We start from the raw sequence: 16,152 nt of genomic DNA, 5'->3' as shown, positions 1-16,152 counted from the left end.
CGTGCGACTGCCCGCTTCGACCTACCGACTCCAGATCCGCTCCGGCTTCGATCTCGACGAGGCGGCGCAGGTCGCCGACTACGTGCGCTCCCTGGGCGCCGACTGGCTCTACTTCTCGCCGCTGCTGACGGCCGAGCCCGGCTCCGACCACGGCTACGACGTCGTCGACCACTCGCAGGTCGACCCCGCCCGCGGCGGCGGCGAGGGCCTGGCCCATGCCTCCGCGGCGGCGAAGGCCGAAGGCCTGGGCGTGCTCATCGACATCGTGCCGAACCACATGGGCGTCGCGACGCCGAGCGAGAACTCGTGGTGGTGGGACCTCCTGAAGAACGGGACGTCGTCCCGCTACGCGTCCGCGTTCGACATCGACTGGGATGCGGGCGGAGGGAAGCTGCGCGTGCCGATCCTGGGCGACGGCGCGAGCGAGGGCGACAGCGACAGCGAGCTCGACGCGCTCGAGGTCGTGGGCGACGAGCTGCACTACTACGAGAACCGTCTGCCGATCGCTCCGGGGACGGCGCAGCCCGGCGACTCCGGACGCACGGTGCACTCGCGGCAGAGCTACGAGCTCGTCAACTGGCGGCGCGCGGACGCCGAGCTGAACTACCGCCGCTTCTTCGCCGTGAACACCCTCGCCGCCATCACGGTCGAGCGCCCCGAGGTGTTCGACGCCTCGCACGCCGAGATCGTGCGATGGTTCACCGAGGGGCTCGCCGACGGCCTCCGGGTCGACCACCCGGACGGACTCGCCGACCCGGGCGGATACCTCGACGACCTCGCCCGCGCCATCGGCGGGGCGCCGGTCTGGGTCGAGAAGATCCTCGAGGGCGACGAGGCGCTGCCCGCGCACTGGGCGACCGTCGGGACCACCGGCTACGACGCCCTTGCGGACATCGACCGGATCCTCGTGGACCCGGAGGCGCGGAGCGTCCTCGAAGGACTGGACGCCGAGCTCGGCCACGGCGGATCGCCGGTCGTCTGGGCCGACCTCATCCACGACACCAAGCGCGGCATCGCCGACGGGATCCTCCGCTCCGAGGTGCTCCGCCTCGCGCGGCTGATCCCCTCGGTGGACGGCGCCGACGACGCTCTCGCCGAGCTGCTCGCGACCTTCCCGGTCTACCGCAGCTACCTCCCCTACGGCGCCGAGCACCTCGAGCACGCCCGCCTCGACGCGGTGCGTCGCCGCCCCGAGATCGCGGACACGATCGACCGGGTCGCCGCGCTGCTCGGCGAGACCGGCACCGCCGTCTCCGTCCGGTTCCAGCAGACCTCCGGCATGGTGATGGCGAAGGGCGTCGAGGACACGGCGTTCTACCGCTACAGCCGGCTCACCTCGCTCAACGAGGTCGGGGCCGACCCGGACGAGTTCGCGATCGACCTCGAGGAGTTCCACCGCCGACAGGGCGTGCGGCAGTCCTCGTTCCCCGCCTCGCTCACGACCCTCTCGACGCACGACACGAAGCGCGGTGAGGACACCCGCGCCCGGATCACCGCGCTGGCGGAGGAGCCCGAGGCCTGGGCAGAGACGCTGCGCTCGCTGCACTCGCTCGTCGGTTTCGGCGACGGGCCCGTCGAGCACCTCCTCTGGGAGGCGATCGTCGGATCGTGGCCCGCGTCGCGGGAGCGCCTGCACGCGTACGCCGAGAAGGCGTCCCGCGAAGCCGGCAGCTCGACGAAGTGGACCGCGCCTGACGAGGCGTTCGAGGAGCGGATGCACGCCGCCGTGGACGCCGCCTTCGACGACTCCCGCGTGCGGAGCCTGATCGAGGGGACCGTCGCCCGGGTGAAGGGGATCGGCTGGTCGAACAGCCTCTCGGCGAAGCTCGTGCAGCTGACCATCCCCGGGATCCCCGACGTGTACCAGGGCAGCGAGCTGTGGGAGACCTCCCTCGTCGACCCCGACAACCGCCGCCCGGTGGACTTCGCCGAGCGCCGCGCGCTGCTCGAGCGGATCGACGGCGGCTGGCTGCCGCCGATCGACGAGGAGGGGGCCGCCAAGCTGCTCGTCACGTCGCGCGCGCTGCGGCTGCGCCGCGACCGGCCCGAGCTGTTCACCCGCTACGCACCGGTCTCGGCGATCGGCGAGGCGGCCGAGCACGCCGTCGCCTTCGACCGGGGCGGCGCCCTGACGGTCGCGACGCGGCTCCCGCACCGGCTGGCCGAGGCCGGCGGCTGGGGCGGCACCGTCATCGTGCTGCCGGGCCACCCGGTCGAGGACCTGCTCACCGGACGGACCTTCGCCGGTGGGGTCACCCCCGTCGCCGAGATCCTCGGCGGCGGCCTCCCCGTCGCCCTGCTCGTCCCGGTCGTCTGACCGTCCGGCCGGGCCCCCGCGGCCCGGCCGGCTCCGTTCCCGCTCGCACGACACCGTCAGGAGATCTCCGTGATCAGCACGACTCCCTACCGCTACGCCCTCGCCACCGCCGGACCCGACCGCTTCGACGTCTGGGCGCCCACGGCCTCCGCCGTCGAGCTGGTGCTCGGTGGCGGGGACTCCGTCCCGATGACGCCCACCGGGTCGGAGGGGTGGTGGCGGGTCTCCGGCTCCGTCCCGTCGGGCGAAGTCGACTACGGATACCGCGTCGACGGCTCCGGACCCTTCCCGGACCCGCGGTCGCGCCGTCAGCCCGAGGGTGTGCACGAGCTGTCGCGCACCTTCGATCCGAGCGCGTACGCCTGGCAGGACGGGGCCTGGACCGGGCGCCAGCTGGCCGGAGCGGTCATCTACGAGCTGCACATCGGCACCTTCACCCCGGAGGGCACGCTGGACGCCGCCGCCGGGAAGCTCGACCACCTGCGCTCGCTGGGGGTCGACTTCATCGAGATCCTGCCGGTGAACGCGGTGAACGGCACGCACAACTGGGGCTACGACGGAGTGCTCTGGTACGCCGTGCACGAGCCGTACGGCGGACCGGAGGCGTACCAGCGCTTCGTGGACGCCGCGCACCGCGCCGGCATGGGGATCGTGCAGGACGTGGTCTACAACCACCTGGGCCCGAGCGGGAACTACCTGCCGGAGTTCGGTCCGTACCTCAAGAACGAGAAGGCCAACACCTGGGGCAGCTCGGTCAACCTCGACGGCGAGGGCTCGGACGTCGTCCGGGGCTACATCATCGACAACGCCCTGATGTGGCTGCGCGACCACCACGTCGACGCGCTGCGCCTGGACGCGGTCCACGCCCTCTCGGACGAGCGTGCGGTGCACGTGCTCGAGGAGCTGGCGTCGGAGGTCGCGGTCCTCTCCGCGCACGTCGGCCGACCGCTGACCCTCATCGCCGAGTCCGACCTCAACGACCCGACCCTGATCACTCCGCGCGAGGCCGGGGGCTACGGTCTCGACGCGCAGTGGAGCGACGACTTCCACCACGCGGTCCACGTCGCACTGACCGGGGAGACCACCGGGTACTACGAGGACTTCGCTCCGCTCGGCGCTCTCGAGAAGGTGCTCACGCGCGGGTTCTTCCACGACGGCACGCTCTCGACGTTCCGGGGGCGTCACCACGGCCGTCCGATCGACACCGAGCGGATGCCCGCCTGGCGTCTCGTGGTCTGCAGCCAGAACCACGATCAGATCGGCAACCGCGCCATCGGCGATCGTCTGACGGCCACCCTCGACGAGGGGCGGCTGGCGATCGCCGCGGCGCTGACCCTGCTCGGCCCGTTCACTCCGATGCTCTTCATGGGCGAGGAGTGGGCCGCGTCCACGCCGTGGCAGTTCTTCACCTCGCACCCCGAGAAGGACCTGGGCGAGGCGACGGCGAAGGGCCGGATCGAGGAGTTCGCGAAGATGGGCTGGGACCCGGAGGTCGTGCCCGACCCGCAGGACCCCGAGACCTTCACCCGCTCGCGCCTGGACTGGTCCGAGGCGGAGGAGGGGCGCCACGCGCGGATGCTCGGCGTGTACCGGGAGCTCGCGGCGCTGCGCCGTCGCTTCCCCGAGCTGACCGATCCGCGCTTCGGCTCGCTCGTCGTCGAGTTCGACGAGGAGCAGCGCTGGCTGACGCTCGGACGCGGTCGGGTGACCATCGCGATCAACGTGGGCGAGGAGGCGGCCCGGGTGCCCCTGCCCGAGGTGGCGGAGTCGCTGCTGGGCGTCGGCGAGTACGCCGTGCAGCCCGGTGACACCGAGGTCGATCTCGGCGCCTCGTCGCTGCTGATCACGCTCACGACCGCGGACTGACTCCGACCGCTCGGAGAGGGACGGCTCGCCTCGGCGGGTCGTCCCTCCGTCGTTCCCCCGGCGGTTCCGACGGGTGCTCACCGGTCAGCGGATCGACGCCGTGTACTCGGCCTCGGCGACGACGCGCACACCGTCGTCGTGCACGAGCAGCAGCGCGCGCAGAGGGATCGCTCGCCGGTGGCACGCCGCGGCGAGGTAGCGGGCGAGCACCCTGTCGGTCTCGCCGAGGAAAGCGCGGCCGGGCCGCTCGAGTGCGAAAGCGAGGGAGCCGACCTCGTGGTGGGCGACGGCCTTGGCGAGAGTCGCGACGATCCGCTCGGTGCGCTCTTCGTCGGGATGCACGGGCAGCCCGTCGACGGGGTAGAGGATCGGCAGCTGGAATCCGGCCCGGTCGAGCAGGATCGGCCAGAGCGCGCGCCGGTAGGCCGGGCCGATGAGGGAGGTGACGCGCTCGCGCAGATCGCGGTCGTCGAGCAGCGGCGCGTCCAGGTGCGGGAGCGGGCCGGCGGAGTGGGTGGTCGTCATGGGATCGCTTTCTCGTCGAGCGTGCGATCGCGGGAGCGGTCGTCGCCGGGTGGCCGTGGTCATCGGAAGTTGCGGGAGGTCGTGCGGGCACCGACCGAGAGGGGTTCGAAGCGGTCGGCGAGGAGGTTGGTGACACCCTCCTCGGAGCGCTCGAGGATGCCCCGCACGAGCAGGGCGGGCGCCTCGCGGGCGATCCGCCGGTAGCGGTTCCATACTCCGACGGAGCAGATCACGTTGAGGATCCCGTGCTCGTCCTCGAGGTTCATGAAGGTCACTCCGCCGGCTGTGGAGGGACGCTGGCGGTGGATCACCACGCCGGCCACCTCGATCCGGGTGCCGGAGGAGGTGCCGGGCAGATCCGCCGTCGACCGCGCGCCCCGTGCTCGGAGATCGGCGCGGAGGTGCCGGAGCGGATGGTCGTCGGGGGAGATCCCGGTGGCCCAGAAGTCGAAGACGACGCGCTCCTGCGCCGAGAGCATCGGCAGCAGCGGAGGCTGCACGGCGACGACGGATCCGGGCAGGAACTCCTCGCGGTCGGCGGCGGCGGTGCCCGCCTCCCACAGCGCCTGGCGGCGGTCGAGCCCGAGGGAGTCGAAGGCCCCCGCGGCGCCGAGCGCCTCGAGCTGGGTCGCGGTGAGCCCGACCCGTCGCGAGAGGTCGGACATGCTCGCGTAGGCGCCGCCGCGCTCGCGCTCGGCCACGATGTGCTGGGCGAGCGCGTCGCCGATCCCCTTCACCCCCGAGAGCCCGAGGCGGATCACGAAGCCCGCGTCGCGGCGGTGGTCGTCGGTGTGGAAGTGCTCCGTGCGGTCGAAGAGACCGGTCGGCGGCTGGTGGACGGCGAGGCACTCCTCGCTGCCGTACCCGGCTCCTCCCCGGCGCCGGGGAGGCGGGTCCTGTGCGGCCTCGAGGCCGGGGTGGGGCAGCGAGCGGTTGACGTCGGGGGACTCGACGCGCACCCCGTGCCGGCGCGCGTCGGCCACGAGGGTGTGCGGGGCGTAGAAGCCCATGGGCTGGGCGCGGAGCAGCGCCGCGGTGAACGCGGCCGGGTAGTGCAGCCGCAGCCAGGCACTCGCGTAGACGAGCAGGGCGAAGCTGATCGCGTGGCTCTCGGCGAAGCCGAAGTTGGCGAAGGCCTGGATCCGCGTGTAGATGTCGTCCGCGACCTCGCCCGTGATGCCGTTGCGCGCCATGCCCTGGTAGAGCCGCTCGCGCAGCGTCTCGATCTTCTCCGTGCCCCTCTTGGAGCCCATCGCACGCCGGAGGAGATCGGCGTCCTCGGCGTTGCAGTCTCCGACCGCGACCGCGACCTGCATCAGCTGCTCCTGGAACAGCGGGACGCCCAGGGTCCTCTTGAGCGGGGTGACGAGGAGGGGGTGCTGGTAGGTGACCGGCTCCTCGCCGAGCTTGCGGCGGATGTAGGGGTGCACCGCGCCTCCCTGGATGGGGCCCGGCCGGATCAGCGCGACCTCGATCACCAGGTCGTAGAAGCGGCGCGGCTGCAGGCGCGGCAGGGTGCCCATCTGGGCGCGGCTCTCGACCTGGAACACGCCGATGGAGTCGGCCCGGCAGAGCTGGTCGTAGACGCCCTTCTCCTCCCGCGGGATCGTGGAGAGGTCCCACTGCTCGCCGACGTGCTCGGCGACGAGGTCGAAGGTGTACTGCAGGGCGGCGAGCATCCCGAGCCCGAGCAGGTCGAACTTCACCAGGCCCATCCAGGCGCAGTCGTCCTTGTCCCACTGCAGGACGGTCCGCTTCTCCATCCGCGCCGGCTCGATCGGGCAGACCTCGCCGACGGGGCGGTCGGTGAGCACCATGCCGCCGGAGTGGATGCCGAGGTGCCGGGGTGCGCCGAGGACGCGGGTGGCGAGGGCCACGACGTCGTCGGGGATGTCGTGGTCGGTGCTCTCGGTGATGGCCCCCCACGCCTCGACCTGCTTCGACCAGCCGTCCTGCTGCCCGGGGCTGTAGCCGAGGGCCTTCGCCATGTCCCGGACCGCGAACTTGGGCCGGTAGGTGATCACGTTGGCCACCTGCGCGGCGTTCAGGCGCCCGTACTTCTCGTAGACGTGCTGGATCACCTCCTCGCGCCGCTCCGAGTCGAAGTCGACGTCGATGTCGGGCTCCTCGTCGCGGATGCTCGAGAGGAACCGCTCGAACGGGAGGTCGTAGAAGATCGAGTCGACCGCGGTGATGCCCAGGACGTAGCAGACCGCCGAGTTGGCGGCGGATCCCCGGCCCTGGCAGAGGATCCCCTGCCCCTTGGCGAAGTGCACGATGTCGTGCACGATCAGGAAGTAGCCGGGGAAGTCCTTCGCCTCGATGACCGCGAGCTCCTTCTCGAGCCGCTCGAGCACGTCGGAGTCGGCTCCCGGGTACTTCTGCGGGACGGCCCGGTGCACGAGCTCGCGGAGCCAGCTCATGGGGGTGTGCCCCTCCGGCACGTCCTGGCGGGGGAGACGGGGGCGGACCTTCCCGAGTTCGAAGGCGATCTCGTCCGCGACGCGGACGGTGTTCTCGACGGAGCCGGGATAGCGCGCGAACCTCTCGGCCATCTCGGCTCCGGAGCGCAGGTGGGCACCCGCCGCCGCGGGGAGCCAGCCGTCCATCTCCTCGAGGCTGCGCCGGGCGCGGACGGCGGACAGCGCGGTCTGCAGAGGGCGGTCCTCCGGTCGGGCGTAGTGCACGTTCCCGGTGGCCACGACCCGCAGCCGCAGCCGCTCGGCGATGACCGCCAGGCCGTCGTTGTGCAGGGAGGCGAGCGGATCACCGTGGTCGTAGAGCTCGACGAGCACGTTCGCCGCCCCGAAGAGGCGCACGAGCTCGCGCACCTCGGCCTCGGCCGCCGCCTCGCCCTCGGCGACCAGCGCCTGGCGCACCGCGCCCTTGCGGCAGCCGGTGAGCACGATCCAGTGCCCGTCCGCCGCGCGGGCGAGCTCCTCGAGGTCGTAGCTCGGCTTGCCCTTCTCGGCTCCGGCGAGCTGGGCGGTGGTCAGAGCGCGGGCGAGCCGGTGGTAGCCCTCCTCGCGGCGGGCGAGGACGAGCAGGTGCGAGCCCTCGGGATCGGCGATGCCGTTCTGCGGGGTGCGGAGCCCGAGCGAGAGCTCGGCCCCGAAGGCGGTCCGGACGGGGTGGCCCTGCGCCGCCTCGGCCATCCGGACGATCCCGTAGAGGCCGTCGTGATCGGTCAGGGCGAGGGTGTCGATGCCCAGGCGCACCGCCTCCTCGACCATCTGCTCGGGGCGGTTGGCGCCGTCGAGGAAGCTGAAGTTGGAGTGCGCGTGCAGCTCGGCGTAGGGCACCTTCAGGTCGGGGGAGCGCACGTCGTCGCCCGCGGAGTAGGCCGGCCGCTTGTGCGACCAGGCCGGGCTGTCCCCTCCGTCGCCCCGGACCACGGTGCCGTCGGCCCGGCGGCCGGTGGAGAGGCGCCGTTCGAACTCCGACCAGGGGATCGGCGGGTTGTTCCAGCCCATGCGGGGCTCCTTCGTGATCGTGATCATGGTGCGGGAGGGAGGTGCGGGAGCGTGGTGCGGGAGGTCAGTCGTACCGGGCCTCGGCGGCCCACTCCCCGTCGCGGCAGACCAGGAGCCAGGCGGTCCCGGCCGCGTCGACCACCTGGAAGCGGTCGTAGCGGGTGGCGGTCCTCGCGTCCCACCAGCGCTCGTCGACGGGCCACGGCCCCGCCCAGCCGGCCACCGGTTCGAGCCGGGCCTGCGAGGTGCCGGGAGTGAAGTAGGCGGGGACCGAGACGAGGGAGCCGCGGTCGTCCACCGACACCGGCTCCCCGCGCGGACCCCGCACGAGTGCCGCCACCGGCTCGGTGAACACCGTGGGCGGGTGGGGCGGCGGGAGCGATCCCGGCCACGGCAGTCCCTTGGGCCGTGCGTCGCCCGGTTCACGATCGCCCCAGGGGACGAGGTGCTGCCGATCGCGGAGCGCCCGGCCGCCGCCGATCGACGCCGTCACGACCGCTTCGTGCCCGAGCATGCTCTGCACGCGGCTGAGACCGTGGTGGACCCGTTCCTCGGGGGCGGTGCCCCAGAGGCCCTGCTCGTGGTTCCCGATCGCGTCCACCGCCTCCGGCTCCACGGCGATGCGCGCGATCGGGGAGCCCAGGCCCGTGTCGATCGCCCCGCTGCCCTGCAGCTGCCAGCGCACGCGGTCGAGCACGTCGCCCGGGGTGAACCAGCGCGGATGCAGCCAGCTGCGCGAGGAGACCTCGCCCCGGTCGCTGGTGACGTCGATGCGGATCGCGGTGGCCACCAGCTGCGCCCGGGTGAGCCCCGCGACGAACTCCTCCGCGGGGATCCGGAAGGCGAAGGCGGCCTGGTCGATGCGGTCGAGCGGGGGCTCGAACTCGAGCGACCGGTCGAGCCGCTCGGGAGGCAGGCGCGGCACGACCGCCTCGGTCTCGGCCCCGCGGGCCAGGAGGTGGGATCGGGCCCCGTCCGGTCCGAACCGGGCGGCGACGTCCTCGGCCGGCAGCGCGGCGAAGGCACCCAGCGTCCGCACGCCCAGCCGGCGCAGGAGGGTCACCAGATCCTCGCCGCGGACCGGCTTCGAGCGCGTCGCGGCCGCTCCGACCGCCTCGGTGCCGAGCGCCTCGAGGGGGAGCGGCGCGAGGAACGCCGCGGTCGTCCCCGCGGGCACGATCGCGACGTCCTCGCCCGAGTGCTTGGCGGCGAGCTCGGAGGCGAAGAGCCCGTCGGCGATGCCGATGCGGGCCCGGTCGACCCCGAGCTCGGCCAGTCGCCGCAGCACCGCCTCGGCAGCGGACCGCTCGCTCCCGTAGTAGCGGCGGGGGCCCCTGGCGCGGATCGCGCAGAGACCCGGCCGGATCAGCTGAACACCCGGGGTGATCTCCTCCAGCGCCTGCACGAGCGGCTCGAACGCCCGGTGGTCGAGCACCGGGTCATAGGGCAGCACGATGAGCCCGGTGCAGCGCGACTGCGCCTCGCGGATCCGCATGCCCCGTCGCACACCCTCGGCGCGGGCTGTCGGGGAGCAGGCGAAGACGCGGCTCTTCTCGGTGAGCGCCAGCGGCGCCTCCGCGGGCAGGCCGGCGTCGCCCGCCGCGGCGAGCAGCGGCCAGTCCGGGCACCACACGAGGATCGTGCGGCGCAGCTCGGGTGCGGTCGCCACCTCACACCGCCCGTTCGCGCAGCCGTGAGTGCTCGTGGTGCACTCCGAAGGCCTGGTCGGCGCCCGGCATGCTCATCCGCACGGTCCGCACGCGGGTCCCCGCGCGACCGACGACGTCGACGAGGGCCTCGCGGGACCGCAGATAGCCGTGACCGGCCCCCAGCCCCTCCCAGCGGCTGCTGCGGATGCTGAGCCGCGCCTCGGCCTGCGGCCACTCGCCGAGCACGACGAGTGCCGCTCCGCGCTGGCGGAGCCGGGCGCCGAGCCGGGAGACGTCGGCCGAGGAGACGGAGGCGGGCGACCGGGTCAGCACGACGGTGAGGACGTCGACGAGCGCGGCGGTGACGGTGAGCCAGTGCTCCGCCGGAGCGGGCACGAGCACCAGCCGCTCGAGATCGATCCCGATGCCGGCCGCCGCCTCGGCCCCGAACTCGGGCACGCCGACGACCCCGCACCACGCCCCCTCGGAGGACGGGCCCGCGAGCAGCCCCATCGCGAGGCTCAGGGACCCCTCGACCGAGTAGGCGGCGCCCTGCTTCAGCGCGCCTCCCGGCAGCACCGAGGCGAACGCCGGCAGCGTCGCCAGGCTCTTCGTCTCGAGCGTGGTGGCCTGCATGTCGCGGATCCGCGACTGCAGCTCCTTCACCGACGCGAGCTGGCGCAGCAGCGGCTCCGCAGCCTCGGCCGTCCCCTCGGAGAGGGTGGGGGAGGAGGCTGTCATCTGCCCATATTCGAACATGTGTTCGAGTATGTCAATCGCCACCGACATCCCCGATGCGGTCCTCGGAGACTACGCCCGAGCACCGTCATCCCGGTCCTGAAGAGGAGCCTCCACCCCTCCCGAACCACTACTCCGCCGCGCCGATCCGCAGCCCGTGGCCGAAGCGGAACAGCGGATCCACGGTGTCGAACGGCACATCGGGCCGCCGCGCCGCGGCCGCCGCCATCGAGCGCGGCAGGTCCATCGGCAGCCTTCCCCGGGGAGCGGATCCGCCGACCAGCACGTCCAGCACCGCCTCGTCCGACGCCCCGAACTCCGCGAGCAGCGCCGCGGTCGATCCCACGAACGGAGTCAGGACGGCCGGCCGGTCCAGGAACACGACCACGATCGTCGGCACCCGCCCCGCGATGTCCAGCACGTGCGCGACGACCTCGTCCGGGAACTCCAGCGACCCCGCGTGGAAGAAGCCCTCGAACGCCGTCGTCCGCTGCTCGAAGGGCGCCTGCAGGCGGATCACGGCGAGCTCCGCCTCCCCCGGCGACTCCACCACCTCGCCGTACCCGGCGGCGGCCTCGGGGGAGACCCCCTCGACGTACAGCCGCACACCGCGTCGCACCGGCAGGACGTCGTCGTGCGCGAGCACCGTGACGGCCGCCCGTTGGGCGTCCTCGCCCGCGGCGCGGAACTCCGCGGACCCCACCACCTCCTCCGCTCGCAGCGGGTCGACCGAGCGCGCGTCGAACAGCCCCAGCACGAACTTCTCCCGCAGCAGCCGCCGCACCGAGACGTCCAGGCGCTCCTCTTCGACCACCCCGTCGCGCACCAGCTGGACGAGCACCTCCGGTATCGCCTCGCCGCCGAACTGGTCGACGCCCGCGTCCAGCGCCTTCGCCATCCGCTCCGGCACGGTGAGGTGCTCGACGCCCCAGGCGCGGGCCGGGTGCCGGTCGCCGAGGATGTCGGCGTCCGTGAGCAGCCCCCAGTCGGTGCACACGACGCCGTCGAACCCGAACCGCTCCCGCAGCAGCCCCGTGATCACCGAGCGGTTGAAGCCGAAGCCGACCTCCTCGTGCTCGGTGCCGACCGGCATCCCGTAGTAGGGCATGATCTGGCTCGTCCCGGCCTCGAACGCCTTCTCGAACGGCCGCAGGTGGTACTCGGCGTTGCCGCCCGGGTACACCTGCTCGCGTCCGTAGGCGAAGTGCGGATCCTCGCCGTCCTTCTGCGGTCCGCCGCCCGGGAAGTGCTTGGTCATCGTCGCGACCGACTCGGGGCCGAGCGCGGCGCCCTGGAACCCGCGGATGTAGGCCGCGCCCAATCGCCCCGTGAGATCGGCGTCCTCGCCGAACGTGCCGACCTGCCGCGCCCAGCGCGACTCCGTCGCCAGGTCGATCTGCGGATGCAGCGCCACCCGCAGCCCGACGGCGAGGTACTCCCGCCGTGCGATGTCGCCGAAGCGCTCGACGAGGGCCTCGTCCCCGATCGCCCCGAGTCCGAGCGGCTCCGGCCACTGCGAGAACGCCGCGGCGGACGATCCCGTGCCGGGGTTGTCGGTGAAGGAGTGGCGCGGATCGGTGGACACGGTCACGGGAATGCCGAGGCGGGTCGAGGCGGCGAGCTCCTGCAGCCGGTTGTGCCACTCCGCGATCTCGCGCGCCGACGCCTGCGCCCCGCCCAGGAGGTTGAAGTGGGTCATCCTCCGCTCGAGCACCATCTCGGAGGTGGAGGGGAGTCCGAAAGCGTCGTCCGCTCCGGCGAGCGCCCCGCCCTCGCCCAGCACGATCATCGTCTGGAAGAGCAGGCCCGCCTTCTCCTCGAGGGTCATCTGCCCGAGCAGGATCCGCACCCGCTCCTCGACGGGCCGGAGTGGATCGAGGTAGCGGCGGTCCACGGGCGAGCCGGTGGGCGAGGATGCTGACGACGCTGTCATGGGAGGTCCTTCCGAGGGGGAGCCCTCGTCGGCTCCATCGGGCACGCTACCCGATTACCGACCACCGCTCGGTAATCGGGGAGGGAGTGCTCAGCTCTACCATGGGGGCCATGCCCGACGCACTGCCCGATTCCGCCGCCGCTCCCTCCTCCGACGAGGGGGTCGCACCGCGCAGACGCACCCTGGTGGTGAAGATGGGCTCGAGCTCCGTCACCAAGCAGTCCGGCCCCGACCCCGTGCTGCTCGCCAGCGCCCTCGAGAGCGCCTTCACGGCCCACGGCCTCGGCTGGGACGTCGTCCTCGTCTCCTCCGGCGCCGTCTCCTCCGGCCGCGCCCTCTTCGCCCGCTCGCAGGACGAGCCGATCAGCTCGAGGCTCGCCGCCGCGGTGGGCCAGACCGTGCTCATGGGCTTCTACCGCTCGGTCGCCGAGCTGTCCGGGTCGCTCGTCGCCCAGATCCTGATCGGCGAGTCCGACCTGGCCTCCCCTCGGCAGATGTCGCACGTGGCCGAGGCGATTCGCCACGCGCTCGACGCCGGAGTGGTCCCGATCGTCAACGGCAACGACACCATCGACTCGGCGGGCTCGGACAACGACGGGGTCGCCGGCGGCCTCGCGATGCTCCTGGGCGCCGACCTCCTCCTGCTCCTCACCGACGTCCCCGGCGTCTTCGCCGGCAGCATCGCCGAGGGCGTGCACCTCGACGAGCTGGGCATCGCCGAGCTGCGCGGCATCGGCGTGCAGAAGGGCGGCACCGGACGCGGAGGGATCCGCTCGAAGCTGAAGGCGGCCGAGCTCGCCGCGCACAACGGCGTCTCGACGAGGATCGCCGGCGCGCGGACCCCCGAGGTCATCCTGCGCGCCCTCGAGAGCCCCGGCCCGGGCACGCTCGTCCGCGCGGTGCACGCGCACCCCGCCATGGAGCAGCGCTGGATCTCGGGCGTCGCCACGGCGCGCGGCCGGGTCGAGATCAACCTCGAGGCCGAGCGGAGCGTCCACTCCGGGTCGAGCCTCTTCGCCTCCGGGATCAAGCGGGTGTCGGGGGAGTTCACGGGCGGCGACGTCATCGAGGTGCGCGCGTTGAGCGGCGAGCTCCTGGCCCGCGGAGTGACGCGCGTCTCCTCCCGCCTGCTCACGCTCGTGCGGGCCCTGCGCGTCGACGAGATCGCCCGCGTGTTCGTGGCCGTCCTGGCGCACGCCGCGGCGAGCGGAGCGGACGCCCGGCCCGCCGACGGCGAGCGCCCCCAGCTCGCCCGCGCCCTCGAGTACGCCCGCGCGCTGTCGTTCGAGCACGCCAGGGCCGTCGCGATGGAGATCGTCGGGCTGTTCCCCGCCGAGAGCATCTCGGCCCTGCTGGGCCAGGGCGCCGAGGAGGGGGAGCTCGTCGAGCGCTACACCCGCCTCGTGCGCACCCTCGCGATCGTCGAGAACCAGCACCTCTCGGTCTTCCGCGACTGATCCGGAGGCGATGCTTCGCGCCACTCGTGACCTCGATTCCGCGCCACCGCGTCATGGAACGGCCTCTCCCGTGTCTCTCTGGTGACGGCGCCGATTCCGGGCGCCCCGAAGGATCGGACCACCATGACCGCGACCACCTCGCCCCTCCCCACCGCCCCCGACGAGCGGATCACCGCCGAGGGCTTCGTCTCCGACCGTCTCGCACGACGTCTCGAGCTGCTCGAGCAGTCGATCGCCGACGGCGAGCGCGCCCTCCGCGGATCCGCCGACCCGGTCTCGGGACGCCTCGTCCCGCCCGCCCGGGGCGGCTACCGCGAGCAGATCCTCAGCAACCTCTCCGTCGAGCGCGCCCTCGCCGACACGATCCGGAGGTCGCTCGAGTCGCGCGGGTGACGCGGCAGCACACCGGAGGGCGGCGGAGGGGCGCGGCGGAGGCGGATGGGGCACCATGAGGGCATGGTCACCCTCACCGTCAGCGGCACCGCGCAGCACTTCCACCCCGCCGAGCGGGGGACCGTCCGCCTCGAGATCCGCCGCGAGTCGCGGTCCCGCTCGGCGGTGCTCGCCGAGGTCTCGTCGCTGCACGCCACCGTCCGCGACCAGGCGCGCGCCGAGCAGCAGTCCGGAGCGGCCACGTGGTGGTCCGCCGACCAGGTGTCGGTCTCGACGGTCCGCCGGTTCCTCAAGGACTCGGACGTGGCCGAGGTCTTCCACATCGCCGCCGCGAGCGTGCGGGTCAAGTACCGGGACTTCGACGCCCTCGGGCGATGGGTGTCATCGGTGTCCGGACTGCCGGGCGTCGTCGTCTCGGGAGTCGACTGGGATCTGACCGCCGCCCGGCGGGCGAGCGTGGAGCGCGAGGTCCGCGTGGCGGCCGTCCGCGACGCGCAGGAGCGGGCCGCCGCGTACGCGTCCGCCCTCGGGCTCGGCCAGCCCCGCGTGCTCACCCTGTTCGAGCCCGGTCTGCGGCCGCACACCTCGGGCGGAGGAGGCGGCTACGGCACGATGAGCCGCGCCGCCGCCTTCGCCTCCCACGAGGAGCCGCTCGCCCTGAAGCCCGAGGACATCGAGATCGCCGCGTCGATCTCGGCCGACTTCGAAGCGCTCTGAGATCCGGCCCGGGGGAATACCGAGCCGTCCGCGGGCGCTGAAGCAGGCATGGTCTCGCGCATCGGCTTCCTCTCCTTCGGCCACTACCAGTCGGTGCCGGGGTCGATGACCCACACCGCGCGCGACGTGCTCCTCCAGACCATCGAGCTCGCCGAGGCGGCGGAGGAGATCGGCCTCGACGGCGCCTACGTGCGCGTGCACCACTTCGCGACGCAGCTCGCCTCGCCCTTCCCGCTGCTGGCAGCGATCGCCGCTCGCACCCGCCGCATCGAGATCGGCACGGGCGTGATCGACATGCGCTACGAGAACCCCCTCTACATGGCCGAGGAGGCGGCGGCGACCGACCTCATCTCGGGCGGCAGGCTCGAGCTCGGCGTGAGCCGGGGATCGCCCGAGACCGCTCTGCGCGGCTCCGAGGCGTTCGGCTTCGTGCCCCCGGAAGGAATGACCGACGCCGACCTCGCCCGGCACAAGGTGCAGCTCTTCCGGGAGGCGCTGTCCGGTGCTCCCGTGGCGCAGTCCGACCCGGCGATGACGCGTCAGTCGCTCCCGCTCCCGATCGAACCGCGCTCTCCCGGACTCGAGGACCGCATCTGGTGGGGCGCCGGCAGCTTCGCCACGGCGCGCTGGGCCGCCGAGCAGGGCATGAACCTCCAGTCCTCGACCCTCCTGCTCGAGGAGGAGGGCATCCCGTTCGACGAGCTCCAGGCCCGGCAGATCCGCGAGTACCGCTCGGCCTGGGCCGAGGCCGGCTGGCAGCGCGAGCCGCGCGTCTCGGTCTCGCGCAGCGTCCTCCCGATCACGAGCGAGCTCGACCGCCTCTACTTCGGCGGCCGCGGGGGAGCGGACCAGGTCGCGTCCCTCGAGGGTGTGCCGGCGCGCTTCGGCCGCAGCTACACCGGCGAGCCCGACCTCATCGCCTCGGAGCTCGCCGCCGACGCCGCCGTGCAGGAGGCGGACACGCTCCTGCTCACGGTCCCGAACCAGTTGGGCGTCGAGTACAACGCGCGGCTCCTGCAGACCATCGCCGAGTCGGTCGCGCCCGCCCTGGGCTGGACGTCCGCCCGCGCGGCCGCCGTCTGAG

The 16,152-nt window shown here is 73.1% G+C and carries 11 protein-coding genes; 6 read left to right on the top strand and 5 right to left on the bottom strand.

From position 1 onward, the window contains the following. The first annotated feature begins 1 nt into the window (after position 1). Both treY and treZ read left to right on the top strand, forming a co-directional pair. Positions 2 to 2,317 (top strand): malto-oligosyltrehalose synthase, encoded by a 2,316-nt coding sequence (gene treY / locus ASF46_RS08730; RefSeq protein ID WP_056867154.1) that lies wholly within the window; start codon positions 2 to 4, stop codon positions 2,315 to 2,317. A gap of 69 nt (positions 2,318 to 2,386) precedes the next feature. Continuing rightward, positions 2,387 to 4,183, top strand: coding sequence for a malto-oligosyltrehalose trehalohydrolase (gene treZ / locus ASF46_RS08725; protein ID WP_235576889.1), 1,797 nt, complete (start codon positions 2,387 to 2,389; stop codon positions 4,181 to 4,183). Between the two features lie 84 nt (positions 4,184 to 4,267). On the opposite strand, the gene ASF46_RS08720 is transcribed toward treZ, so the two are convergent. From ASF46_RS08720 to ASF46_RS08700, 5 genes are all read right to left on the bottom strand, one after another. Further along, entirely contained in the window at positions 4,268 to 4,708 is a 441-nt protein-coding gene (locus tag ASF46_RS08720) for a hypothetical protein (RefSeq protein ID WP_056867153.1), read from the bottom strand. A gap of 59 nt (positions 4,709 to 4,767) precedes the next feature. Next, positions 4,768 to 8,181, bottom strand: coding sequence for an error-prone DNA polymerase (locus tag ASF46_RS08715; protein WP_056867152.1), 3,414 nt, complete (start codon positions 8,179 to 8,181; stop codon positions 4,768 to 4,770). A gap of 64 nt (positions 8,182 to 8,245) precedes the next feature. Then, positions 8,246 to 9,850: a DNA polymerase Y family protein gene (locus ASF46_RS08710; RefSeq protein WP_056867151.1), complete on the bottom strand. Its 1,605-nt coding sequence runs from the start codon at positions 9,848 to 9,850 to the stop codon at positions 8,246 to 8,248. Position 9,851: 1 nt separating this feature from the next. Further along, positions 9,852 to 10,571 carry a hypothetical protein gene (locus ASF46_RS08705; RefSeq protein WP_056867150.1) on the bottom strand — a complete coding sequence of 240 codons (720 nt, stop codon included), beginning with the start codon at positions 10,569 to 10,571 and terminating at the stop codon, positions 9,852 to 9,854. A gap of 127 nt (positions 10,572 to 10,698) precedes the next feature. Next, positions 10,699 to 12,501: a glycoside hydrolase family 3 protein gene (locus tag ASF46_RS08700; RefSeq protein WP_056867149.1), complete on the bottom strand. Its 1,803-nt coding sequence runs from the start codon at positions 12,499 to 12,501 to the stop codon at positions 10,699 to 10,701. 110 nt (positions 12,502 to 12,611) lie between these two features. On the opposite strand from ASF46_RS08700, the gene proB reads away from it, so the two are divergent. The 4 genes from proB to ASF46_RS08680 all read left to right on the top strand — a co-directional run bounded on the left by proB (position 12,612) and on the right by ASF46_RS08680 (position 16,151). After that, on the top strand, positions 12,612 to 13,958 hold the full coding sequence (gene proB / locus ASF46_RS08695) for a glutamate 5-kinase (RefSeq protein ID WP_056867148.1): 1,347 nt from the start codon (positions 12,612 to 12,614) through the stop codon (positions 13,956 to 13,958). Between the two features lie 123 nt (positions 13,959 to 14,081). Beyond that, positions 14,082 to 14,351, top strand: coding sequence for a hypothetical protein (locus ASF46_RS08690; protein WP_056867147.1), 270 nt, complete (start codon positions 14,082 to 14,084; stop codon positions 14,349 to 14,351). Between the two features lie 63 nt (positions 14,352 to 14,414). Then, on the top strand, positions 14,415 to 15,068 hold the full coding sequence (locus ASF46_RS08685; RefSeq protein ID WP_056867146.1) for an SIMPL domain-containing protein: 654 nt from the start codon (positions 14,415 to 14,417) through the stop codon (positions 15,066 to 15,068). 48 nt (positions 15,069 to 15,116) lie between these two features. Further along, positions 15,117 to 16,151, top strand: a complete 1,035-nt coding sequence (locus tag ASF46_RS08680; protein ID WP_056867145.1) for an LLM class flavin-dependent oxidoreductase — start codon at positions 15,117 to 15,119, stop codon at positions 16,149 to 16,151. Position 16,152 lies beyond the last annotated feature (1 nt).

Source organism: Rathayibacter sp. Leaf296 (genome assembly GCF_001423045.1).
Lineage (GTDB): Bacteria > Actinomycetota > Actinomycetes > Actinomycetales > Microbacteriaceae > Rathayibacter > Rathayibacter caricis.
This window is presented reverse-complemented; position numbering and strand designations above follow the sequence as displayed.